This window comes from Rhodococcus sp. NPDC059179, from assembly GCF_042754885.1.
Classification (GTDB): domain Bacteria; phylum Actinomycetota; class Actinomycetes; order Mycobacteriales; family Mycobacteriaceae; genus Rhodococcus_G.
Map to the genome: position 1 here is coordinate 66,035 of NZ_JBHZBV010000014.1, position 23,659 is coordinate 89,693.

The 23,659-nt window shown below is 69.6% G+C and carries 23 protein-coding genes and 1 tRNA gene; 6 read left to right on the plus strand and 18 right to left on the minus strand.

Features of this window, described 5'->3' with window-relative positions:
• The first annotated feature begins 83 nt into the window (after window positions 1–83).
• On the plus strand, window positions 84–893 hold the full coding sequence (locus tag ACFXMV_RS20685; protein WP_378499255.1) for an SDR family NAD(P)-dependent oxidoreductase: 810 nt from the start codon (window positions 84–86) through the stop codon (window positions 891–893).
• On the opposite strand, the gene ACFXMV_RS20690 is transcribed toward ACFXMV_RS20685, so the two are convergent.
• Window positions 877–1,824: an NADP-dependent oxidoreductase gene (locus ACFXMV_RS20690; RefSeq protein ID WP_378503507.1), complete on the minus strand. Its 948-nt coding sequence runs from the start codon at window positions 1,822–1,824 to the stop codon at window positions 877–879. The genes ACFXMV_RS20685 and ACFXMV_RS20690 overlap by 17 nt on opposite strands.
• Before the next feature lie 135 nt (window positions 1,825–1,959).
• Here ACFXMV_RS20690 and ACFXMV_RS20695 point away from each other — a divergent pair, with 135 nt between their 5' ends.
• Window positions 1,960–2,412, plus strand: a complete 453-nt coding sequence (locus ACFXMV_RS20695) for a DUF6069 family protein (RefSeq protein WP_378502488.1) — start codon at window positions 1,960–1,962, stop codon at window positions 2,410–2,412.
• A gap of 65 nt (window positions 2,413–2,477) precedes the next feature.
• Window positions 2,478–2,550 (plus strand) — tRNA-Arg (locus ACFXMV_RS20700).
• 35 nt (window positions 2,551–2,585) lie between these two features.
• On the opposite strand, the gene ACFXMV_RS20705 is transcribed toward ACFXMV_RS20700, so the two are convergent.
• The gene (locus tag ACFXMV_RS20705) at window positions 2,586–3,569 is read right to left on the minus strand and encodes a TIGR03086 family metal-binding protein (RefSeq protein WP_378499164.1); all 984 of its coding nucleotides are present in this window, start codon (window positions 3,567–3,569) and stop codon (window positions 2,586–2,588) included.
• Between the two features lie 235 nt (window positions 3,570–3,804).
• On the opposite strand from ACFXMV_RS20705, the gene ACFXMV_RS20710 reads away from it, so the two are divergent.
• Entirely contained in the window at window positions 3,805–5,007 is a 1,203-nt protein-coding gene (locus ACFXMV_RS20710) for a lipase family protein (protein WP_378499165.1), read from the plus strand.
• 84 nt (window positions 5,008–5,091) lie between these two features.
• The gene (locus ACFXMV_RS20715; RefSeq protein ID WP_378499176.1) at window positions 5,092–5,991 is read left to right on the plus strand and encodes a transporter substrate-binding domain-containing protein; all 900 of its coding nucleotides are present in this window, start codon (window positions 5,092–5,094) and stop codon (window positions 5,989–5,991) included.
• Between the two features lie 22 nt (window positions 5,992–6,013).
• On the opposite strand, the gene ACFXMV_RS20720 is transcribed toward ACFXMV_RS20715, so the two are convergent.
• The 9 genes from ACFXMV_RS20720 to ACFXMV_RS20760 all read right to left on the minus strand — a co-directional run bounded on the left by ACFXMV_RS20720 (window position 6,014) and on the right by ACFXMV_RS20760 (window position 14,991).
• Complete coding sequence (locus tag ACFXMV_RS20720) at window positions 6,014–7,645, minus strand: VWA domain-containing protein (RefSeq protein ID WP_378499166.1); 1,632 nt, start codon at window positions 7,643–7,645, stop codon at window positions 6,014–6,016.
• A 29-nt stretch (window positions 7,646–7,674) separates the two neighbouring features.
• Window positions 7,675–8,106, minus strand: a complete 432-nt coding sequence (locus ACFXMV_RS20725; protein ID WP_378499167.1) for an SRPBCC family protein — start codon at window positions 8,104–8,106, stop codon at window positions 7,675–7,677.
• A 128-nt stretch (window positions 8,107–8,234) separates the two neighbouring features.
• A complete protein-coding gene (locus ACFXMV_RS20730) occupies window positions 8,235–9,869 on the minus strand; it encodes a cation acetate symporter (RefSeq protein ID WP_378499168.1) in 1,635 nt (544 codons plus the stop codon).
• On the minus strand, window positions 9,866–10,228 hold the full coding sequence (locus ACFXMV_RS20735) for a DUF485 domain-containing protein (protein WP_378499169.1): 363 nt from the start codon (window positions 10,226–10,228) through the stop codon (window positions 9,866–9,868). Before ACFXMV_RS20735 ends, ACFXMV_RS20730 begins: the two co-directional genes overlap by 4 nt.
• Window positions 10,229–10,437: 209 nt before the next feature.
• Complete coding sequence (locus ACFXMV_RS20740) at window positions 10,438–12,192, minus strand: cation acetate symporter (protein WP_378503508.1); 1,755 nt, start codon at window positions 12,190–12,192, stop codon at window positions 10,438–10,440.
• Between the two features lie 18 nt (window positions 12,193–12,210).
• A complete protein-coding gene (locus ACFXMV_RS20745; RefSeq protein WP_378499171.1) occupies window positions 12,211–12,585 on the minus strand; it encodes a hypothetical protein in 375 nt (124 codons plus the stop codon).
• A complete protein-coding gene (locus ACFXMV_RS20750) occupies window positions 12,582–13,385 on the minus strand; it encodes a LytR/AlgR family response regulator transcription factor (protein WP_378499172.1) in 804 nt (267 codons plus the stop codon). Before ACFXMV_RS20750 ends, ACFXMV_RS20745 begins: the two co-directional genes overlap by 4 nt.
• 29 nt (window positions 13,386–13,414) lie before the next feature.
• Complete coding sequence (locus tag ACFXMV_RS20755; RefSeq protein WP_378499173.1) at window positions 13,415–14,620, minus strand: sensor histidine kinase; 1,206 nt, start codon at window positions 14,618–14,620, stop codon at window positions 13,415–13,417.
• The gene (locus tag ACFXMV_RS20760; RefSeq protein WP_378499174.1) at window positions 14,617–14,991 is read right to left on the minus strand and encodes an MmcQ/YjbR family DNA-binding protein; all 375 of its coding nucleotides are present in this window, start codon (window positions 14,989–14,991) and stop codon (window positions 14,617–14,619) included. Before ACFXMV_RS20760 ends, ACFXMV_RS20755 begins: the two co-directional genes overlap by 4 nt.
• A gap of 146 nt (window positions 14,992–15,137) precedes the next feature.
• Between ACFXMV_RS20760 and ACFXMV_RS20765 the strand changes: the two genes are divergently transcribed.
• On the plus strand, window positions 15,138–15,752 hold the full coding sequence (locus ACFXMV_RS20765) for a hypothetical protein (RefSeq protein WP_378499175.1): 615 nt from the start codon (window positions 15,138–15,140) through the stop codon (window positions 15,750–15,752).
• A gap of 8 nt (window positions 15,753–15,760) precedes the next feature.
• Here the strand turns inward: ACFXMV_RS20765 and ACFXMV_RS20770 are convergent, their stop codons facing one another.
• From ACFXMV_RS20770 to ACFXMV_RS20800, 7 genes are all read right to left on the minus strand, one after another.
• Window positions 15,761–16,978 carry a lipase family protein gene (locus ACFXMV_RS20770; protein ID WP_378503509.1) on the minus strand — a complete coding sequence of 406 codons (1,218 nt, stop codon included), beginning with the start codon at window positions 16,976–16,978 and terminating at the stop codon, window positions 15,761–15,763.
• A gap of 26 nt (window positions 16,979–17,004) precedes the next feature.
• The gene (locus ACFXMV_RS20775) at window positions 17,005–18,594 is read right to left on the minus strand and encodes a Na+/H+ antiporter (protein WP_378500226.1); all 1,590 of its coding nucleotides are present in this window, start codon (window positions 18,592–18,594) and stop codon (window positions 17,005–17,007) included.
• 3 nt (window positions 18,595–18,597) lie between these two features.
• On the minus strand, window positions 18,598–18,981 hold the full coding sequence (locus ACFXMV_RS20780) for a thiol-disulfide oxidoreductase DCC family protein (RefSeq protein WP_378500225.1): 384 nt from the start codon (window positions 18,979–18,981) through the stop codon (window positions 18,598–18,600).
• Between the two features lie 23 nt (window positions 18,982–19,004).
• Window positions 19,005–19,193: an antitoxin gene (locus tag ACFXMV_RS20785; protein WP_378500224.1), complete on the minus strand. Its 189-nt coding sequence runs from the start codon at window positions 19,191–19,193 to the stop codon at window positions 19,005–19,007.
• A gap of 71 nt (window positions 19,194–19,264) precedes the next feature.
• The gene (locus ACFXMV_RS20790) at window positions 19,265–21,739 is read right to left on the minus strand and encodes an HAD-IC family P-type ATPase (RefSeq protein WP_378500223.1); all 2,475 of its coding nucleotides are present in this window, start codon (window positions 21,737–21,739) and stop codon (window positions 19,265–19,267) included.
• Window positions 21,740–21,785: 46 nt separating this feature from the next.
• Entirely contained in the window at window positions 21,786–22,898 is a 1,113-nt protein-coding gene (locus ACFXMV_RS20795; RefSeq protein WP_378500227.1) for an MBL fold metallo-hydrolase, read from the minus strand.
• A gap of 2 nt (window positions 22,899–22,900) precedes the next feature.
• Window positions 22,901–23,632: an enoyl-CoA hydratase gene (locus ACFXMV_RS20800; protein WP_378500222.1), complete on the minus strand. Its 732-nt coding sequence runs from the start codon at window positions 23,630–23,632 to the stop codon at window positions 22,901–22,903.
• Window positions 23,633–23,659 lie beyond the last annotated feature (27 nt).

The following is a 23,659-nucleotide window of genomic DNA, read 5'->3' on the forward strand; positions in this document are numbered from 1 at the left end:
TCTCCTCGCACCCTACGCAGTGGCGCGCCGAAACCGAATGACAGAACCGTCCACAATTTGTGACCGGCGCCTACGATCGCGCGGTGACGAAGAGACCTCCGATCGACTGGCCACGCTCGCACGTCATCGTCACCGGCGGGTCGCAGGGCATCGGTGCCGCGGTCGCCCGGGCCGCACGGGCCAGGGGCGCAGCCGTGTCGATCATCGCTCGCGGCGAGCAGTTGCTTCGGGCCACCGCCGAGCCGATCGGCGCGATGTGGGCCTGTGCCGACGTCACCGATCCGGAGGCCCTGCGGCGGGCGGTCGGGCGGCTCGAGGAACAGTCCGGCCCGTGTGACGTGCTCGTCGCCTGCGCCGGAACCGCATTACCGGGGCGGTTCCTCGAGGTACCGATCGACGAGTTCGAGTCACAGATGCGGCTGAACTACCTCGGCGCGGTGCACGCGGCGCGCGCGGTGCTTCCCGCGATGGTGACCCGCGGGCGCGGCCACCTCGTGCTGACCAGTTCGACGGTGGGTGTGATCGGCGTCGTCGGATATTCCGGCTACGGGCCGACGAAGGCCGCGGTGCACGAGCTCGCGCACTGCCTGCGCTACGAGGTCGAGCCCGCGGGAGTCACGGTCGCCGTGCTGTATCCACCGGACACCGACACCCCGGGATTCGCGGTGGAGAACACCCGCAAGCCGCCGGAGACCGTGGCCGTGTCGGGTGCCATCACGCCGGTCTCGGCGGACGTGGTGGCCGCGGCCGTGATCGCGGGAATCGACAAGGGCCGTCACCATATTTCGGTCGATCCGCTCACCCGGGTGCTGGTGCGCGCGGGCGGCATCGTGGAGCCGATGCTGCGCCCGATCCTGGCCCGCAAGATCAGGAGGGCTAAGGGATCAGGATGAACTTGCCGCTGGGGTGCGGCTGCTGGAGCTCAGCGTGCGCCCGGGCCGCCTCCGCGAGCGGAAAGGTCTTGGCCACCACGATATCGAGCTCGCCGCGCGCGGCCGCCTCGATCAGGCCGAGTCGGGAAGCCTTCCTGATCCTGGGCGTGTCCGGGTTGCCCGCCCCGATGACGACAAAGCCGTCCTTCTGTGCCCGGCCGAACGCGACGATGGTGACGATGCGCTTGCGGTCGGCGACCAGCGCGAGCGAAACATCAACCGCCTCATCCGTTCCCGCGGTGTCGAACGCCGCGTCGACGCCCTTCGGGGCCAGCTCCCGCACGCGGGACTCGAGCCCGTCCCCGTAGACCACGGGGATCGCCCCGAGTCCCCGCAGGTACTCGTGGTTGGCCTTCGCCGCGGTTCCGATCACCGTGGCACCCTTGGCGACCGCCAGCTGCACGGCGAGCGAGCCGACGCCGCCCGCGGCGCCGTGGATCAGCAGGGTCTCGCCGTCGGCGATGCGGGTGACAACGATCGCCTCGGACGCGGTGGTCCCCGCAACCATCAGCCCGGCGGCCTGCTCCCAGGACAGGGCCTTGGGCCGCGGGAACACGTAGTCCGCCGGGAGCACCAGCCTCCGGGTGTAGGCCCCCTCGCCCGGGTAGGCGATCACCTCATCGCCGACCGAGATCGGACCGGCGGGCCCGGCCGCGCCCGCGCCGACCGCGAGAACCACGCCCGACGCCTCGGAACCCAGGTGCAACGGCAGCCTGGACTCATTGGCGCCGAGCGCGCCGCTGTAGAGCTTGTAGTCGATGGGATTGACGCCGATCGCGCGCAACTCCACGAGGACCTGGCCCGGAGCTGGAGCGGGCAGCTCCTCCGCTATCACCGTGAGGACCTCCGGCCCTCCGAACGCATTCGCAACAATGGATTCGGTAGTGGTCACTCTTTGGACAACCGTGGAACGCAGCGAGTAATTCCTCGTCAGGCCCAGCTTGACCTCAAGAATGGTTGAGGTTGCACGCTCTCTCCATGCAGCGCGAACCCGCGCCGCAGAAATCCCTCAATTCAGGAGCGCGCCATGTCCACCATCCTGCACCCGACCACCACTGCCGACTCGACGACGCTCAGCCTGGGCAGGTGGCAGGCGGTCATCGCCACGACCGCGGCGTCCGTTGTGGGCAATCTCGCGATCTACCTGGTCGCGCTGATCGCGGGCGGCTCGCTCGAGGTCATCGACAAGGGCGCCGCGAAACCGATCTCCGCGAGCGGAATCGTGGGGATCTCGGCGTTGCCGACCGCGATCGGCGTCGGACTGGTCGTGCTGCTGTCCCTGCGGTGGCCCGCCATGATCCGGGTCGGCCAGGTTGTCGGAGCGGCGCTGCCCCTGCTCACCATCGCGCTCGCCGCGACGGCGGACACCGACGGCATCACCAAGACCGCCCTGATCCTGATGCATGTGCTGATGGCGGCGGCGATCGTCGCGGGCCTCGAACTGCTCCACCGCCGGGTCGTCGGCCGGGCGAACGGCTAGGAATCAACCCGTACCCGCTACACTCCAACCGTGCAACACGGCCCGCAGGAACCCTGCGGGCCGGCGCCCTCGTAGCTCAGGGGATAGAGCAACCCTCTCCTAAAGGGTAGGTCGCAGGTTCGAATCCTGCCGAGGGCACAGAGACACTGCCGGCCTCCGGCGCGACGCTCGATTCAGAGCGCCGGCCGCCGACCCGTGAACGCGATGAGCCGTTCGAGCGCCCCGGCGCCCTCCGGGGCGGGCACCGGGTCCCCGAAGTCTCCGCCCTCCCGCTGCGTCGGGCCGATGACCTTCTGCGCCAGCCCAAGCACGTAGTTCGCGAGCGGCTCGGGAACCTGAAGTCGTTGGCCCGTGGCGGCCGCGAAATCCCATGCATGCACGAGGAATTCGATCGACAGGATGCTCACGGCGGTGGTCGCCGGCATCGACGTCGAGCCCGGGGACACGGTGCCCTGCAGACCGCGGTGGTGCCATCCCTCGGTTGCCACCTGGGCGGCGTCCGCGACCCGGGCCTCCACCGTGCCGTCCGCGTCGGCGGTGGGCATGGCCGCTCCCCCCGCCGACCCGAGGCTCCTGATCGACCCGAGCAGGTGCTCGGCCAGTGCGGCGACCGTGAAGTCGCGGCACGGGGTCCCGCGCCGCAGATCGTCCTCGGTGACACCTCGCAGCACCTCCTGCAGCACGACAAGGGTGGCCTCGGCACCGGTGAGTTCGTCCTTCGGTTCGAGGGCGATCGCCCAGTCGTCGGGTCCCGCGTCGCCGCTGCGGCCTGCGACGGCCAGCCGGTCGAGATAGTGATTCCACACCTCGGCGTGGCTCGGTTCCTGGGTGTCGGTCAATCCGTCGTGGACCAGCCGGACCGCGGTCGAACCGTCCCCTGCAGTCAGGGTCCACTCGACCGTCGAGCTGCCGGGGGGAAGGTCGTCGCTGTCCTCCCACCACCAGGTGAGCTTGAGTCGCTGACCGGGCACGACCTCGACAAACGTGCCCGACGCGGAATGGCCTGGCACCACTGTCCACCGATACCGCCCGCCTGGGCGCAGATCCACCCTCGCGGCCACGGTCAGCCAGCGGCGCAGCCGTTCCGGTCGGCTGATCAGCTCGAACGCGGCGTCGGGCTCGAGCGCAACCTCGACGGTCCTGTCGAATTGCGTCACGGGTCTCCTTCCGGGCGACCCCCGTCTATGAATATATCGCCGATCCGCCCGAATCGACCCCGAAACCGACCACCCGACAGGTAATCACCTGGACGGCAGACCAGGTGATCAGGGCGGGTTTCTCGGCTCGACGTGCTGATCTCGCGGCCTCATTGGGTTAGCGTATTACGCGATTGCCCAACGAACGTCACTGCAGCCCGTCACTGCGTTTGACCAATGCAAGGGAGCTCGAAGCATGCGTCGACGCCGCCGCCTACTGACAACCACGCTCGGAGTCCTACTCCTGCTGGCCGGGCTCGCGCTCCCCGCGTCGGCCGGTGCCGCCCCTGCTGGCCCGCTCTACCCCCAGCCGGACCCGGACCCGTTCTATCTGGCCCCGCTGGACCTGGCGAACCGGCGCCCAGGCGACGTCGTCCGGGTCCGCCCGATCGACGCCTCGCTGTACGCGAACAGTGACGGCTGGCAGGTCGCGTTCCGCTCGACGAACTCCACCGGCAATCCCATCCTCGGCATGACCACGGTGTTCCTGCCCCGCGGCGTCAAGAACCCACCGCTGGTGTCCTACCAGGCGATCATCAATTCGCTGGGCACCAGGTGCAATCCGTCGCGGTCGCTGTTCAACGGCGAGCTGCAGGACGCCCCCGGCATGTACCTGCCGATCAACCGAGGCTGGGCGGTCTCGGTGCCCGACCACCTCGGGCCGACCGGGGCCTACGGCGCGGCGAAGCTCGGCGGCCTCATCACCCTCGACAGCGTCCGCGCCGTGCAAAAGGTCGCCGAGCTCGGTCTCGCCGACAGCCCGGTCGCCCTCGCCGGCTACTCGGGCGGCGGGATGGCCAGCGCCTGGGCGGCCGCGCTGCAACCGACCTATGCCCCCGAGGTGAAGATCGCGGGAGTGGCCGCGGGCGGTATCCCGGCCGATCTCTGGGAGATGGTGCAGGGCCTCGGCCTCAACCCGCACCCGGGCTTCGGGCTCGCCTTCGCCGCGGCAATCGGACTCGAGCGGGAGTATCCCAAGCGGCTGCCGATCTCGTCCCAACTGAACCCGACAGGCCTGTGGCTCCGCGACTGGATGAACAACGAGTGCCGCCGATTCCTGCTCTTCCACGGCATGTTCCGCAGCGCCGAGCAGCTCGCGGCCTCGACCAGCCTGCTGGCAAGCCCGGAGGCACTCGGCGTCCTACGCGAGAACAGCCTCCGGTACTACCCGACGATCCCGACCGTGCCCATCTACATCTGGCACGGCGTGTACGACGGACTGACCCCGTACGACGCGGTCGCCGACGTCGCGCACCGGTACTGCGCGGCCGGAGCGAACCTGACCTTCGTGCCGTACGACATCGCCGAGCACATGACCACGGCCGCGGCCGGTTTCGGCGACGCCTGGAACTACATCGAGGCCCGCTTCCGCGGCGAGCCTGCGCCGACCCGCTGCTGAGGGGACTCTCCACCGACCTCGGACAAACCGACCGTTCCTGTTGCCGTGGGTGACGATTCTGGGCACTATGTCCGGGTGCCCAGAATCGGACATCGCCCCGTCGTCTTCGCCTCCCTCGCCACAGCATCCGCGCTGATCCTCGGCGGGTGCTCCTCCAGAGCCGATTCCGGCGCGAACCCGACGTCGATCCCGAATGCGTACACCAAGCTCCCGACCACTGCGGCCGTCGGAGACTGCGGGCCGGACAGCGGCGCCACCGTGGCGGAGGGCGTCCTCACCATCGCAACCGATTCGCCCGCCTACGCGCCGTGGATCGTCGACAACGACCCGTCGAACGGCAAGGGCTTCGAGGGTGCGGTGGCCCGCTCGGTCGCAGAGACGCTGGGGTACCGCGCCGATCAGGTCGTGTTCGTCCGGGTTCCGTTCAACGACGCGATCAAGCCCGGCGAGAAGAACTACGACTTCGACATCAACCAGGTGACCATCGTGGGTGACCGTCGTGAGGCCGTGGATTTCTCGTCGCCCTACTACGCGGTGGCCCAGTCCGTCGTCGCGATGGAGGGCACCCCCGCCGCCGCGATCGACTCGCTCGACGCGCTCGCGCCCTTCCGGCTCGGCGCGCAGAGCGGCTCCACCAGCCTCGCCTCGATCACCGGCACGATCCGGCCGTCCCGGGAGCCCGTCGAGTTCGCCACCAATGACGAGGCAAAGGCCGCGCTCGTCGCGGGCACGATCGACGCGCTCGTCGTGGACATCCCGACCGGATTCCAGATCACCGCCACCGATCTGCCGAACAGCAAACTCATCGGCCAGTTCCCCCGCCCGAACACCGTCACCGAGTTCTTCGGCCTGGTCCTCGAGAAGAACAGCCCGATGACGGCCTGCACCTCGGCCGCAGTCGACGCGCTCTACGCCGACGGCACGCTCGACCAGCTCGCCCAGACCTGGCTCGCCGACACGGCAGGCGTCCCGATCCTGAACTGACTCCGACCTCGTGGCCGTGCCGCTATCCGGCGGCGCGGCTCCGCATGGCATCGACGAACACGTTCGGTATCTCCGCCGGATTGCGGGCGATGTGACTGGTGCCGCCGGTCGCCGCCGAGATCTGTTGCAGCACGGCCGCATCCGCGTCCTCGGTGACACCGATCGTCACGATGATGACCGGCCGGGACGGATCCTGCTCGCGGCGGAGGGTGTCGAGCAGCTCGTCCAGCGAGATGCTGCCCGGGTCCTCGTTCGCGCCGTCGGTCAGCAGGATCACGCTGTTGATGGCCGACGGGTCGTAGTCCTCCTTGACCTTCCGGAACGCGGCGAGGGTGGTGTCGTACAGGCCCGTGCCACCGCCGACCATCGTCGTCAGCGACCGGACCCCCTCGTTCAGTTTCTCGCGCTGACTCACGCCGTCGACCTGCTCGGCCATCCCCCGGATGGGGACCAGCTCGCGGTAGTCCTGGCCGCCGCCGCCGAGTCCGATGGAGAACGCCCACAGCCCCATCTGCGCGTTGTCCGGGAACAGGCTGACCCCGGTCTCACCCGCCTTGGTGGTCAACGCCATTCGGGTCTGCGGACCCGCCGAATACGACATCGACCCGGAGACGTCCACCACCCCGAGCGCGCGGGACGGCAGAGCCAGCACCGCATACTTCCTCAGCGTCGCCTCCACCGCCGCCTGGTCGCCGGGAACCAGCGGGACGACGGCGCCGACCCCACGGTCGCCGCCCAGCGGGGCCCCGTCCGTGGCCCGAAAACCGGCCTCGGACAACGCCGCCCGACCCGCCTCCGACGCCATCGCCTCTGCCAGTTCGACCCCGGCCGCCCTGGCTCCGTCGTGCGTCGCACCGGCAGGCTCGGTGACGGCGACCGGGAAGTTCAACACCACGCTGCCGGTCGAGGGCACGACCGCGGCGAGCGCGACCTCGGGATGTGCGGCCTGATAGGCCACCACCTGTTGTTCGGTCGCCACCGCGACGCCGCCGTCCGCCGCGACCTCGCCGAGGCGCTCGTCGGCGCTGGTCTCGGCGGTGTTCCGCGCCTGCGCCTGAGCGATCGGCACCAGGGCGGCCGCGACGGCGTCGGGCGCGACCTTGCCTGCCTCGGTCTCGGCCTGCGCACCGAGAATGGGTGCGCCCGCGACGCTGTCGATCAGCGGGTCGCCGATCCGCAGGCCGCTGCGCTCCAGCGTCGCGAGCCACGTCTCGAACTGCATGGGCTCGGCCGCCCGACCGACCAGGACGGCGGGGGTTGCCGCGATCGACTGCGCGGCGACGTCGACCGCCGCGCCCGTGGATCGGCTCACCTTGCCGAGCCACATCGCCGAGTCGGGTACCCACAACGCCGGGACATCCTGACCCTTCGCCAGATTCGCCGACGTCTGCGACGGGTCGGCCGCGCTGACGGCGAACCGCACGCAGCCGAGGTCGGCTTCGGAGGTCCCGTCAGTCACCTTCTGCAGCACAGGCGCGATGCTCGGGTCGGCAGCGACGGCATACTCCGTCACGTCGTCACAGTCCGGTCCGCCGAGGGCATTGAACGCGAAGATGCCACCCGCAACCACGACCAGTGCCGCGACCGCGGCGGCACCCCACTTGAGGGCAGGAGCTCCGGGGACCGAGCTGGGTGCACTGTGGCGACCGGGCATGTTTCAGGCCTCTCCGTATAGGGCAGATCCTATGTATAGAGCGCGACGAAGGTGCGCAGCGAGCCCTCGATGTCGCCCTTGAGCGCGCGGGCCACGCCGGACCCGATCGGGCCGAACAGCGGCGCCCCGCCCAGGTCGATGTTCAAGCCGACCTCGGAGCCGTCACCCTTGGGTGACACCGAGAGGGTGAGGTTCACCTTGACCCCGCCCTTGCCGTCTCCCTTGAGGAGCAGGGTCTTGGGCGGGTTGTACTCCTTGATGACCCACTTGACCCGATTCCGCATCCCCTTGACGGAGACGACCGACTCGGCGGTGGTCCCGGCCGTCAACTGCTCGGGGATCTCGGAGCGCCAACCGTCGTGAATCGAGAGCCACTTCTCGAATTCGTCCAGAGCGCTTGCCTTCTCCCACGCGTCCTGCGGGGACAGCGGCACATCGATCGACACCTTCAGCTTCGCCATTGACAAATGGTAGCGAAGAGTCAACGCAGAGCGTCCCGCACCTGGGTCGGGGGGTGAACCAGGTGCGGGACACGTTCTTCGGTGGAGCCCGCAGAGCGGGCATCCGGTTCGGTGCGAGGTGGATACCCCTAGTGCGCGACGGCCTTCTCGACGCCGACACCGGTCAGGGAGCGAACCTCCATCTCGGCCTGCTTGGCGGCGTTCTCCTCCTTGGCTCGGCCGACGTAGGTGCCGAGGATGCCGAGCAGGAACGCGAGCGGGATGGAGACGATGCCGGGGTTCGCCAGCGGGAAGAAGTCGAAGTCGGCGTTCGGGAACATCGAGGACACCTTGCCGGACACCGCGGGCGAGAACACGATCAGCACCAGGCAGCTGATCAGACCGCCGTAGATGCTCCACAGCGCGCCGGTGGTGTTGAACTTCTTCCAGAACAGCGAGTACAGCAGCGTGGGCAGGTTCGCGGACGCCGCGACGGCGAAGGCGAGCGCGACCAGGAAGGCGATGTTCTGGCCCATGGCGAGGATGCCGAGGACGATCGAGACCAGTCCGATGACCACCACCGTGATCCGCGAGACCCGGACCTGCTGCTCCTCGGATGCCTTGCCGCGCTTGATGACACTGGCGTAGATGTCGTGGGCGAAGGAGGCCGAGGCGGTGATCGCCAGGCCCGCCACGACGGCGAGGATGGTCGCGAATGCCACAGCGGAGATGACCGCGAGGAAGATCGTGCCGCCGAGCTCGAACGCGAGCAGCGGTGCCGCGGAGTTCTCCTTGCCCGGTGCGGCGAGGATCTTGTCGGGTCCGACCATGCGCGCGGCGCCGTAGCCGAGCACAAGGGTGAACAGGTAGAACGCGCCGATCAGGCCGATCGCCCAGGTCACCGAGCGGCGGGCCTCCCTGGAGGTGGGCACGGTGTAGAAGCGCATCAGCACGTGCGGCAGGCCTGCGGTGCCGAGCACCAGGGCGATGCCGAGCGAGATGAAGTCGAGCCGCGACATGGAGCTGATGCCGTACTTGGCGCCGGGCGCGAGGATGTCACGACCCGCGATGGCCTCGTTGGCGGAGCCGTTCACCGTCGCCTGCGCGTCGGCCAGCAGCTGCGAGAAGTTGCCCTTCACGGCGAAGAGCACCAGCACGAACATGACGCCGGCACCGAGGATGAGCAGCACGGCCTTGACCATCTGCACGTAGGTGGTGCCCTTCATGCCGCCGATGAGCACGTAGACGATCATCAGGACACCGACCACGGCGACGACGATGCCCTGGCCGACCTTGCCGTTGATGTTCAGCAGCAGGGCGACGAGTCCGCCCGCGCCCGCCATCTGGGCGAGCAGGTAGAACAGCGAGACCACAAGCGTGGACAGTGCGGCGGCCATCCGGACCGGGCGCTCCCGCAGCCGGAAGCTGAGCACGTCGGCCATCGTGAACCTGCCGGTGTTGCGCAGCAGTTCGGCGACCAGCAGCAGGGCGACCAGCCAGGCGACCAGGAAGCCGACCGAGTAGAGGAAGCCGTCGTAGCCGTAGACCGCGATGGCGCCCGCGATGCCGAGGAAGGACGCGGCCGACAGGTAGTCACCCGCGATGGCGAAGCCGTTCTGCGGGCCGGAGAACTGCGCGCCGCCGGTGTAGAAGTCGGACGCCTTCTTGGTGGTGCGGCTCGCCCGGATCACGATCGTCATGGTGATCACGACGAACGCCACGAAGATGGCGATGTTCAGTGCCGGGTTGCCGACGGAGGCCGGGCCCGCTGCCAGGATGTTCACTTTGCCGGTCCTTCCAGCTCTTCACGGATCGCGGTGGCGCGGGGATCGAGCTCGCGGTTCGCGAACTTCACGTACAGCGCGGTGATGACGAAGGTCGAGACGAACTGGCCGAGCCCGAGGATGACGCCGAGGTTGACGTTGCCGAACACCTTGGTCGCCATGAAGTCGGTGGCGTAGGTCGCCAGCAGGACGTAGGCGGCGTACCAGGCCAGGAAGAACGCCGTCATCGGGAAGACGAAGCGCCGCAAGCGGCTACGCAGCTCCTGGAACTCCGGACTGGCCTGCATGTCGATGAAGGCCTGCGCGTCCGGGGTCGGTCGCTCGGGCGACCTCTCCGGGATCAGGTCGGCTGTGGTCACTGCGGTCTCCTCGGTCAAGGTGGGGCCAGTTCCGTGAAGACTGGCAGGCCACAGACGCTAATGAGACACAGGTCACAGCAACAGGCTGTGGCGACGGTCACACGCCGAGCTGTCGAATCGCGCGCCGGACGGTCATTGCGACGCGACGAACGGCGGACGCGGCTGCGCCGCCCGTGAGTCCTTCTGGCCCCTCTCCGGACCGGAAGGACTCACGGGGACCGGAGGTCCCTCTCGCGGTCCTTGCCGACGCCGAGCCGCTCCGGCGCGTGCATGCGAGTGAAGATCCGCCCGATGTCCGTGGGCACCCGGCCGCGGGTGGCGCGGCTGACCAGCACCATGACCAGGAACGCCAGCGGCACGCTCACCGCGGCCGGATAGCCGATCACGGCACCGGCCCAGCCGGTGAACGGCCCCGCACCCCAGCCGCCGACCGCGGTCAGCAGGGCCGCAGCCCCGGACACCACGCCACCGGTGACCATCCCGGCCGCGGCCCCGACCGCGGTCAGCCCGCGCCACCAGATGCCCAGCACCAGCAGCGGGCACAGGGTGGACGCGGCGACCGCGAACACCAGCCCGACGGTCCGGGACAGGTCGACGGATGCCACGCCGAGCGCGAGCGCCAGCGGCACCACGCCCGCCAGCACCGCGGCCAGCCGGAAGTCACGGACCCGGCCGCGCAGCACGTCGGTGCTCAACACGCCCGCGACGCTGACCAGCAGCCCCGAGGACGTCGACAGGAACGCGGCGATCGCCCCGGCCGCGACGAGCGCGGCCAGCAACTGACCACCGAGGCCGGACAGCACCGAACCGGGCAGCAGCAGCACCGCCGCATCCGAGGTGCCCGTGATGAGCAGCTGCGGCACCCACAACCGGGCGAAGACGCCGAGCAGGGTCGGGAACAGGTAGAACACCCCGAGCAGCCCGATCACCGCCAGCGATGTCATCCGGGCGGTCCTGCCGTCGGGGTTGGTGTAGAAGCGGACCAGCACGTGCGGCAGTCCCATCGTGCCCAGGAAGATCCCGATCATCAGCGAGTACACCTGGAAGAGCGGGTGCTCGCCGCCGAACCCCGAGCCGGGCTCCAGCCATTCGTCGCCGGTGGCGGGTGCGCCCGCGACCACCGGCACCGGCGAACCCGCCTCGAGGACCAGAGCCGTGCCCGAGCCGAGCACGTGTTCGCCCGGTCCCAGCGTGACCGCGCCGTCCACCTCGGCCCCGTCGAGGGTCCCGCGGACGCTCGCGCCGACCGGATCCGACACCTGGACGACGACGTCGGTGGTGATGTCCACCGTGGTGCGCTCCCCCACCGTCGGCGGGGCGGGCGAGCCGAGGTCGTGCTCCTCGCCGAGGAAGTGCACCGCGAGCACCAGTGCAGGCACCGCGACCGCTGTCAGCTTGAGCCAGTACTGAAAGGCCTGCACGAAGGTGATCGAGCGCATGCCACCGCCGACCACGTTCGCGATGACGATCGCCGCCACCGCGACCGCGCCGACCCAGGCGGGGGTGCCCAGCAGGATGCCGAGCGTCAGGCCCGCTCCCTGAAACTGCGGGACCATGTACAGGATGCAGATCACCGCCACGACCACCATGGCGAGCTTGCGCAGTCGTGTTGAACCCAAACGGAATTCGGCAAAGTCCGGCACCGTGTAGGCGCCGGATCTGCGCAAGGGGGCGGCGACGAACAGCAGCAAACCCAGATAGCCTGCCGTGAACCCGACCGGATACCAGAGTGCGTCGGCACCGTACTTGGCGATCAGGCCCGCGACGCCGAGAAACGATGCCGCCGAGAGGTACTCACCGGAGATCGCGGCGGCGTTCCAGCGCGGACCGACGCTGCGGGAGGCGACCAGGAAGTCGGAGGTGGTTCGCGCCAGCCGGACCCCATAGATGCCGATGGCAACCGTCACCACCGCCGCGGCCAGCAGGCCGAGCACCGTGGCCACCGGGATGGGCTGACCGGACACCGTCGCTCCCAACCCGGTTCAGTCGTCGGCCAGGTCGACGAACTCTTGCTCGTTGCGTTCGGCGCGCCCGATGTAGAGCCTGCCGACGACCAGCAGCACCGGGTACACCAGCACCCCGAGGACCAGCCAGGGCAGCCGGATCCCCAGCACCGCCGCCTCGGAGAGGCCGGGGAACGCGATCATCAGCAACGGCACCGCACACAGCAGCCCGGCGGCGAGCAGGGCCAGCCGCAGGGCCAACCCCAGCTGGGCGCGGACCAGCCCGCGGATCATCGCGTCGCCGACCTCGGTCTGCTCCTGGACCTCCACCCGGGTGCGCACGATCCTGGCGCCGTGCCGCTTGGCCAGCACCACCCGTTCCCTGGCCCTCGGCGCGCCGCCAGGCGCGGTCACCGTCCGGTCCAGTTCTGTCGCGGCACGCGCACCAGCCGGTCCTTGAGCTCCCTGGTGTGACGCCTGCTCACCGGCAGCTCCACGGCCGGGCCGTCGCCGATCGCCCGCAGGCACACCACCGTGCCGTTGCCGACGCTGCGGATTCCGGTGACCAGCGGCAGCGATACCAGGTACGAGCGGTGCACCCGCAGGAAGCCGGCCTGTTCCCAGCGCGTCTCCAGGGCCGAGATCGGGATCCGCACCAGGTGAGACCCGCTGGCCGTGTGCAGCCTGGCGTAGTCGCCGTCCGCCTCCACCCACGCCACCGCGGACCGCGGCACCAGGGTGGTGACGCCGCCCAGTTCGACCGGGATCACCTCGTCGGCATCGGGTTCGGGCCTGCCCTGCGTCGCGCGACTCGCACGCTGCTGCTTGAGCGCGACGATCCGCCGGATCGATTCCGCCAACCGCTCCTCGCGCAGCGGCTTGAGCAGATAGTCGACGGCGCCGAGGTCGAAGGCCGCGACCGCCCGGTCGTCGTGCGCGGTCACGAAGACCACCGCGGGCGGATCCGCGAACGCGGCGAGCACCCCGGCCAGCTCCAGGCCGTCGAGGCCAGGCATGTTGATGTCGAGGAACACCGCGTCGATCGCGGCTGACCGGCCCAGCCGGTCCTTGATCACCCTCAGTGCGGTGGTGGCGTCGTTCGCGGTGAGGATGTCGCCGACCGCGTCCTGAGCGCGCAACAAATACGCCAGCTCGTCGAGGGCGGGTCGCTCATCGTCGACGGCCAGCACGGTCAGCGGGGCGTCCTGTGTCACAACGGACCTATCGTGCCACGCTTCGACGCTCAGGCGCGGATCCCCGGCCTGAACTTGGGCACCCGCATGCTCACCTTGGTGCCCGCGCCCGGAGCCGTCTCCACCACCAACCCGTAGTCGTTGCCGAACGCCGCACGCAGACGGTCGTCCACGTTCGCCAGGCCGACATGGGCAGACTCCCTGGCGCTCGGCCGATCGCCGCCGGATTCGACCGCGTCCAGCGAACCCGAGCGCAACAGCTCCGGGTCCATCCCGACGCCGTCGTCCTCCACGCTGATGACACAGTCGGTGCCCTCGTCCGCCGCGACGATGCTCACGGTCCCACCTTCCGGTTTGCTCGAGATCCCGTGCCGTACCGCGTTTTCCACCAGTGGTTGCAGCGCCAGGAACGGCAGCACCACGTTGAGCACCTCGGGGGCCACCTGCAATCGGACCTCCAGCGCCATGCCGAACCGGGCCCGCTCGAGCGTCAGGTAGCGGTCGATGTTGCGCAGCTCGTCGGCCAGCAGGGTGTACTCGCCCGCGGACCGAAAGGAGTATCGGGTGAAGTCGGCGAACTCGAGGATCAGCTCCCTCGCCCGGTCCGGATCGGTACGGACGAAGGAGGCGACCGTGTTGAGCGCGTTGTAGATGAAGTGCGGGCTGATCTGGGCGCGTAAGGCGCGGACCTCCGCCCGGTCCAGACGCGCCCGAGAGGCGTCGAGCTCGGCCAGCTCGATCTGGCTGCACGCATATCGGGCGACCTCGGTGATGGCGCCGAGCATGCCGGGGCCCGGCTCCCCCGCGGTCAGCACGCCCATCACGCCGACGACCACGCCCGAATCCTCGATGAGCAATGGCTGCGCGATCAACGCTCCGACCTCCGGCTTGCCGAGCTCGGAGGATTCGACCAGGACCCGGCGCTCGCCCGCGACGGCGCGGAGCCCGGCCTCACGGAACCGCTCGGCCAGGTCCTCGTGCGGCCCGCTCCAGGCGAGCAATGTCCCGTCCGCGGCGGCGAGCGAGACAGCAGCCGCGCCGGTCAGCGCCTGTAGGTGTGGGGCCGCCTCGGCCGCGGAGGTGGCATCGAGACCGCGCCGCAGCGGTCGCGCGGCGAGCGCCGCCGTGTGCAGGGTGGCGTGCACGGCGCGCTCCGCCGGCGTGGTGAGCGCCCTGCGGGTGCGCAGCCACAGGACGCCGAGCGCGAGCGCGGCCACCACGATGACCAGCAGAACCGCGGCGGCCGTGCCGGTCACCGGCCCTCCGTCTCGTCGAGCAGGGCGACCAGTATCCGCGGGGCCACGGTGCGGTACGCGTCCTCGACGATGTCCGCGATGTCGTCCCACTCCTGCGGACGGTCGAGATACACCCCGATCCACCCGCGCCCGCCGACGTACGGCGGCACGAAGAACCGCTCCGGGTCGCGGGCCACCCAATCCGACTGTGCGCCCGCAGGCGCGGCCGCCCAGAACGCCAACCGGTCGTCGTGATGGTGGTCGGCCAGGGTCGCGAACTGCGGCGCCTTGCGGACGAACCAGGCCGGCTCGCCGTGGCTGACCCGCTCCGTCGCCTCGGGCATCCGCAGGCACAGCCGACGGAGTCGGTCGAGCGGGCTGGTCGCGGTCATGGGTAAACGCTACGACAAGACGTCCCAGTTGGTGCGCATCACAAAGCGAAAGGCCCAGTTCAGGAGATTTCCGCGAATCGACACACCGTCGAGAACCCTCCCCTACCGTCAGACCCTTCCAGCCGTCAAATCGAAAGGCGAACCACATGACCCGCCTCACCCACCGGCTACCCACGCTCGTCTTCGCTGTCGGGGCGACCATCGCTCTGACCGGAGGCGTTGCGCTCGCCGCCGATCCCGATCCCGGGCAGCAAACCGGCCCCGTCCGCTTCTCCGCGGTGGACAAGGGCGACTGCAACGCCTTCTTCACCATCGACAACCAGACCAACATCACCACGTACACCATCGATTTCCGCATCGACGACGAACCGCTCACCGGACCCGACTGGGGCAGCGGGATCACCGGCCGCACCGCCGGCCTGCACTCCACTGCGAACTTCCCGACCTGGCCGGAGTTCCCGAACACGCCGGAAACCCCGATGGTCAACGACCGCGAGACCGTCACGGCCACCTACACCGTCAATCTGAAGACGGGCCTCAAGCCGACAGACCCGCCGCTGCCGAACCCGGACGCCGACACCCACAAGCTCGACTACCGGATGATCCTCGGCCCTCCCGGCGACCTCGGGCAGGGCGGCCCGGAGTGGATCGGTGACCGGCAGTGGCACACCACCACGATCACCGGCTGCAACCCGCCCGCGGGCTCAGTCGACTTCGGTTCCCTCGACCTCGGATCCCTCGGCTCGCTGTTCGACTCCTGAAGCGCCGCTCACGGGGTGCCCGCGCAGGTGTTCGGTGCGGGCACCCCCGCGAATCGGTCCGCGATCCAGGCCACCGCGCCAGCGTTCGCCCTCGCGTCGGCGTGTCCCTCGCCCGGCCGCGACTCCAGCGCGATCACGTCGCCGAGCCCGCAGGCCTTCGTCACGGCCGCCCTGGTCCAGTCCGCGGGGATCAGGCTGTCGGTTTCTCCGACCACCACCAGCAGCGGCGCGTCGGCGCGTCCCTGCGGCAACGCCATCCGCTCCAGCCACCCGCGCATCCGATCGGTGTCCGCACCGGTCAGCGGCAGGCTGTCCGCCCGGCTGACCTGCAGCGCCACATCCCATTTCCGCGCGGCCAACGGCCCGGTGCACGACATCAGGACCTCGCTGTTGTCGGCGAGAGATCCCCTCATGTAGTTCGCGGGATCGAGGTCGGCATGCTGCACCTCGATCCCGGCGAGCAGCATCGGGAGCCAGATCTGCTGCGGCAGGGTCAGATCGATCCCGCCGAGGTCGTCGGCGATGTGCGACAGGTCTGCCGCTGGGGAAAGGCTTGCCGCGCCGACGAATTCGAGGCCGTCGCCGTACTCGGTCGCATGCTCGGCGGCCGACCAGGATGCCTGGCCGCCCTGCGAGAGGCCGAAAGCCGCCCACCGGTTCGACGTGTTCGGCACCGCCGCCCGTGCCGCCCGGACCCCGTCGATCAGGTTGTAGGCGGCGGACTTCGGCTCCAGGTACGGGTGCGGTCCCGGCGTGCCGAGGCCCTGGTAGTCGGAGGCGACGACGACGTAGCCCCGCTCGAGCAGCGCGTTGACCATGCCGACCGCCCCGAGTAGGTCCTGATGCCGCGAGGGCGCGCACTCGTCGGTGACGCCGGTGGTGCCGTGCCCGACGGTGACAATCGGCCACCCGCCGTCTGGTGCCGCCCCCGGCGGGACGAAGACCGTGCCGGACACCTCCGTTCCGCTGCCGTCCAGACCCGACGTGGATCGGTAGACGAGCGTACGGGCCGTGACCGGCCCGAGCGGGCTGGTGGCCGCGGTCGCGGCGAGCGGCCGGTCGTCGATCAGCGACCCTCGTTCGTCGCCCTTGGGCGCGGGTGCGGTCGTGGTGGCCTCGGTCGTCGTGGGCTGGGCCTGCCCTGCGGACTCGGCGGGGGAATCGGAGCAGCCCGCGGCAAGCGCGGCGCAGGCGATCGCGGCGAGAAACGCTCGGGTCCGGGACACGACCTGATTCTGCCCGAGCCGACGGTTCACCACCGTTGCCGACGCACCCGCGCGTCGGCAGCGGCCTCCTCCACGTCGAGCCCCTCCAGCACCTGGCGCAACACCTCGTCGTCCAGCGCACCGGAGTCGCGGGCGCCGATCAGGGCGGCGCGCTGGTCCCTGAGCACCTGCCTGCGCAGGCGGTTGAAGAGCGCACTCGCCTTCGCCGCCTTCGCCTTCTGCTCGCTCGCCTCCTCCTCGCGCTCCGCGTCCGCCCTCGCCTGCGCGGCCCGGCGGACCCGACCGACGATCTCCGACAGCTCCTGCGGATCGACCCCGCGTGGAGGGCTGCGCAGCGCCTCGCCCAGGGACTTCTCGGCGGCGTCCCGGGAGATGGTCCGGGCGAGCGCCACCTGCCCTTCGAGGCGCAGGTCCTCGTCCGGATCGGCCACGTCGAGCCTGCGGATGAGCATCGGCAGGGTCGAACCCTGGATCAGCAGCGTGCCGACGGCGACCGTGAAGGCGATCGCCTGGATGACGCCCCTGCCCGGGAACGGGTCTCCCGCCAGCGTGGTCAGCGGGACGCCGGAGGCGGCGGCCAGGGTGACCACCCCGCGCATGCCCGCCCAGGAGATCACCAGGTTCTGCCGCCAGTGCGGGCGCCTGCCCCTGGTGAGGAAGATCCACACCGGGCGCACCGCGATCACCAGGACGAGAACCGCCAGCCCATAGGCGAAGACATGATGGAGGGGCAGCCCCTCGTCCTGCACGTCGTCGATCACGAACCGCAGCTGCAGGCCCATGTACGCGAAGACGAAGGTCTCGAGCACCAGGTCGACCGTCGGCCACACCGACCGTTCCTGGATCCGGGTCGAGATGGACTCGTCACCGGAATCGCGGCCGAGCACGAACCCGGCCGTCACCACCGCGAGCACCCCGGAGGCGTGGACCTCTTCGGCCGCGGCGTAGGCGGCGAAGGGCAGCACGAGCCCCAGCACCGTCTCCATCGGTGAATCCTCGATCCTGGACCGGAAGAACCGCACCGCGAACGCGAGCGCCAGGCCGATCACGACGCCGCCGACGACCTCGTACAGAAAGAACAGCACCGGGGAGTCGATCGCGATCTTCTTGCCGGTCACCGCGGCGGTGGTGAGCGCGAACAGTGTGAGCGCCGCCGCGTCGTTGACCAGGCTCTCCCCCTTGAGGATCGCCATCATCCGGGTGGGCAGCCCCAGCTTGCGCCCGACCGAGACCGCGGCGACCGCATCCGGCGGCGCGACCACGGCGCCGAGCACCAGCGCCGACGCGAGGGTGAGCTCCGGGACCAGCCAGTTGGCGAACCAGCCGACGGCGAAGGTCGTCACCACCACCATGCCGATTCCGAGCCGCAGGATCGGCGCGATGTTCCGCCGGAAGCTGGCGAACGGAAAATCGAGCGCCGCCGAATACAGCAGCGGCGGAAGCACGACACCCAGGATCAGGTCCGGTGCCAGCTCGAGCCGCGGGATGCCCGGGATGAACGACGCAGCACCGGCGATGGTGACGAGCACCAACGGGACCTGCAGGTCGAGACGCTTGGCGAACCCGGCCACCCCGATGGCCGCGATGACGACGAACAGGAGCCAGGTGGAGGTCATCGCCTACTCAACCGCGCAGCTTCCGCCCTTACCCGGCAGCCGATGCCGGTTGGCCGCCACCCAGCGGTAGGCGAGGTCCTGCAGCTGGCGGATCCCCCAGATCCTGTAGACGAACAACGGGATTCGGGTGCCGAGCACCCCCGAGAGCGCCGCGTTGATGGCGCCCGCACCCGCGTATCGGTCGCCGCGCGAGTCCACCGCCCAGGCCTGCTCGAGCGCGGACTCGGTGTCCACCCCGAATCGCTCCGGCGCGCCGCGTTGTTGCAGCGCAACCGCTTTCACCCGCCCGCGACGGTCGATGCGGCCGAGAAACTCGGCGCTGCGCACGCAGAAGCCGCAATCCCGATCGAAGAGAAGTTCCACCGTGTACGGCGACTGATCAGGCATTGCGGCTCCTGGTTGTGCGCTGCTTACTCGTTCGGGATGACCTTCTTGGCCGCATCCTGGGCCTTGTCGACATGCTGGGCGTACTTGCCGCCGGTCTTCTCGTCGATGAAGTCGCCTGCCTTGTCGACGGCGCCCTCGATCTTGTCGGCGTTGTCAATGGCGGCCTGCTTACCCTTGCCGAACAGTCCCTTGAGGGTCTCCATGAAGCTCATAGCGTCTCCTCTTCCGGTGCCGACCAGGCACCTTGGGTCGTCGGGGCATTACCCCCGCTACCGCCCCAGTCTCACAGGTTTGCACCAGTCGCGCCACCGACATCGGGTTGTGCGAACAACCGCCGTTTCTCCCCGTGGATGGCACCCGAGATCCACCAGGAGGCCTCCACGAGCACGATTCCCACGGCGCCGCAGACGAGCGCGGTAGTGGTGGCACCGACATTCGAGGGATCGAGTTCGAAGAACTCACGGGTCCAGGAGAATCCGAACAGAACCAGGTAGCCGGCCACCGAACCCGCGATGAGCAGTACCTTCCACCACGTGTACGGCCGCGCCACGATGGCCAGCACCCAGAGCGCGATCATGATCAGGGTGATCAGGGCGGTGGTACCCGCCTGCACCCGCTGTGTCTCGGTGGAATCCGGCCCCGCGTACACCAGCACATAGGCGACGAATGTGGCGACGCCGATGACGAGGCCGGACGGCACCGCGAACCGCATCACCCGCGGGACGAATCCGCTGCGTGCCCGCTCGTTGTTCGGCGCGAGCGACAGGATGAACGCCGGGATGCCGATGGTGAACCAGGCCGCGATCGTGACGTGCCGCGGCAGGAACGGGTACGGCATCGGCTCGAAGTGGAAGAGCTGGGACAGCACCCCCGACAGCCCGACGAGCAGTGCCAGCAACACCGAATACACGGTCTTGGTGAGGAACAGGTTCGAGACGCGCTCGATGTTGCCGATCACCCGGCGCCCCTCACCGACCACGTACGGCAGGGTGGCGAATTTGTTGTCCAGCAGCACGATCTGGGCGACCGCCCTCGTCGCGGGGCTGCCCGAACCCATCGACACCCCGATGTCCGCGTCTTTGAGAGCGAGCACGTCGTTGACACCGTCACCGGTCATCGCGACCGTGTGGCCACGCGACTGCAGCGCACCCACCATCTCGCGCTTCTGATCCGGCCGCACCCGGCCGAAAGTGGTGGCGGTGTCCAGGGTGTCGGCCAACGCCTCCCGCTCGGTCGGGAGCTCCCTGGCGTCAACCGGACGATCGCCGCCCGGCAACCCCAGCGAACCGGCTACCGCGCCAACGGAAACCGCGTTGTCACCGGAGATCACCTTGACCGCGACGTGCTGATCCGCGAAGTACTCCAGGGTCTCGCGGGCGTCGGGCCGCACCCGCTGTTCGAGCACCACCAGCGCCCGCGGCGTCACCCGGCCCGGCGCCGCGGTGTCGTCGACCGGCAGGTCGCTGCTGCCGAGCATCAGCACGCGCAGACCCTTCGAGCCGATCTCCTCGGCCTCGCGCGCGGCGTCGGTCTCCGGGTCCAGCAACACGTCGGGGGCGCCGAGCACCCAGTTCCCGTTGTCGCCGTACGAGATACCGCTCCACTTCTTGGCGGAGGTGAACGGCGCGACGGCCGTACTGGACCAGCCGGGATCGCCGTCACAGGATTCCGCGATCGCCAGCATGCTCGCGTTCGGCCGAGGATCGGCGCCCGCCATCGCCGCCAGCGCGTCGCGCGCCGACGCCTCGTCCCCCTCGAGGGCCCGCAGCTCCGACAGTCGCATGCCGTTCTCGGTGAGGGTGCCGGTCTTGTCCGCGCACACGACGTCGACGCGGGCCAGCCCCTCGATCGCGGGGAGTTCCTGCACCAGACACTGCCTGCGGCCGAGCCGGACCACACCGACCGCGAAGGCCAGCGAGGTCATCAGCACCAGACCCTCCGGCACCATCGGGACGAGCGCCGCGACCATGCCGTTCAGGGCCGCGGGCAGATCCTGCTCGCTGACGAACAACTGGTTGTAGACGATCAGCAGTCCGGCCGGAATCATCAGGTAGGTGATGAACTTGAGGATCTTGTCGACGCCGCTGCGCAGTTCGGAGTGCACCAGCGTGAACTTGCTCGCCTCCGCAGCCAGCTTCGCCGCGTAGGCGTCCCTGCCGACCTTCGTGGCCCGGTAGGCGCCGCTGCCGGAAACCACGAAACTGCCCGAGAGAACCTGTCCGCCAGGCTGTTTGTGGACGGGATCGGCCTCACCGGTGAGCAGCGATTCGTCGACCTCGAGGGCTTCACCCTCGACCACGGTGCCGTCGACCACGACCTGGTCGCCTGCACCGAGTTCGATGATCTCGTCGATGACCACCTCGTTCGGTGCCACCGACACCGATGCGCCGTCCCGCCGGACCTGGGGCTTGGCCTGGCTCACGATCGCCAGCTTGTCGAGGGTCTGTTTGGCCCTGATCTCCTGGATCATCCCGATCGCGCTGTTCGCGATGATCAACAGTCCGAACATGCCGTCGATCACCGATCCGGTGGCCAGCACGATGATCAGCAGGACACCGAGAATCGCGTTGATCCGGGTGAACACGTTTGCCCGGACGATCTCCTTGACCGACCGGCTCGCGCGGCCGGGCACGTCGTTGGTCTGCCCGTCCGCCACCCGTCGCGCCACCTGCGCCGCGGTCAACCCGGTCGAGAGGTCGATCTCACCTGGAAGGATCGCGACCGTCACACCGTCGCCGAAATTCTCGTCGGAGGCCATGCCAGCCAGGCTATGCCAGACCGCCGAGCGCGCGCCGACTTCCGCTTCAGGCGAGCCGCAGCCACCATTGACGCTGCGAGGCCGGGCGCAGCACGTCGATCCGCTGTCCCGGCATCGGCACGCTCACCCTCGTGCCGACGACGCCCGCAGCCGTCAGCAGCCGTGTCACCGGCTCCGCCCACGGGTGGAAGGCCAGATTGAAGGTGGCCCAGTGCACGGGCACGAGGACGCCGGAAGCGGGCTTGCCCAGGTTCAGGTCGGCGTGCATTCGGACCGCCTCCTCCGGATTCATGTGGATGTCCGGCCAGTGTTCGTCGTAGGCGCCGACGGGGAGCAGCGTCAGGTCGAACGGCCCGTGCCGGCTGCCGATCTCCGCGAATCTCGGGGTGTACCCGGTGTCGCCGCCGAAGAACACCGACCGCTGTGGTCCGGCGATCACCCAGGACGACCAGAGCGTCGGATTGCGCACCAGCCCCCGACCGGAGAAGTGCCTGGCCTCGGTGCAGGTGAGGGTCAGGCCTCCGACGGTGGCCTGCTCGTCCCAGTCGAGCTCGACGATCCGGTCCTCCGGAACCCGCCAGTGCCGCAGGTGCGCCCCGATGCCCCTTGGCACCACGAACGGCGCGCGCTGGGTGCGCACCAGCGCCAGGACGGTGGTCTTGTCGAGGTGGTCGTAGTGGTCGTGCGAGACGACGATCGCATCGACCTGCGGCAGGGCGTCGATGCCGACCGGGGTCGGATGCAGCCGCGCGGGCCCGACCAGCCGGGAGGGCGAGACCCGGTGGCTCCACACGGGATCGGTGAGCACCCGGTGCCCGTCGATCTCGATCAGCGCACTGGAATGTCCGTACCAGGTGACAGCCAGCTCGGCGGGTAGCGCGGGTGCGAGCGGAGTGGCCAGCGGGATCGGCCGACTCGGTCGACCAAGTCGGCCTCGGGTGAGGATCGAGGTCACGATGCTCGACCGCGTGGTCACGAACTGGCTGCTGGGTTCGGTGTTGTGGAACCGCTTGCCGCGATACCGGGCGGAACCGGTGGCGTGCGGCGCGATCGCCGTGGTGGAGGCACCCATGGCCGAGGACAGCTCCACGCCGACGCGGGCGAGGGCCGCGATCCCCGCCAGGCCGGCCGCGGCGGCGAGTGCGCCCTTGATCCCCATTCTCATCGGCCCTTGAACTCCGGCTGCCGCTTTTCGCGTCGCGCCGCGCGGGCCTCGTCCATGTCCTCGCTGCGCCACGCCGCCTGCAGCGCGGTGAGCTGTTCGGGCGTCGGCTCGTCCTGGGTGCCATCGTCGTTGAAGACCATCTTGAGGTGTCGCAACGACAGCGGCGCCAGGGCAGCGATTCGCTTGGCCCAGTCCTGCGCGGAAGCGAGGTCGCCGATCTTGTTCGCCAGGCCAGCGGTCAGTGCTTCATCGGCGGACAACGACTCCGCGCCGAGCAGCATCGTGCGGGCCGGTCCGCCGCCCGCGAGGGACACCAGCCGCTTGACGGTCCAGGTGTCGACGGAGATGCCGAGCTTGGCGGCGGGGATGGCGAAGTGGGCATCGGGAGCGACCACTCGCAGGTCCGAGGCCAGGGCGAGCTGGGTGCCCGCACCGATCGCAGGCCCGTTCACCGCGGCGATCACCGGGATCGGCGTCGAATCGACGGTGTGCAGCATCTCGAGCAGGGTGTCGGTGAATCCGTCGGCGTAGACGTCGCCGGACAGGTCGGCGCCCGCGCAGAAGGCGGAGCCCTGCCCGGTCAGCACGATCGCCCGCGCCCCAAGCGCGACCGCCTCGTCGACGGCGTCGCGCAGGAGCACGCATTGCTCCGTGTTCAGAGCGTTCCGCCGCTCCTCTCGCTGGAGCTCGATGGTCACCACATCACCGTCACGGCTGGTCCCGATCATGTGGTTGACCGTACCGTTCACACCCGG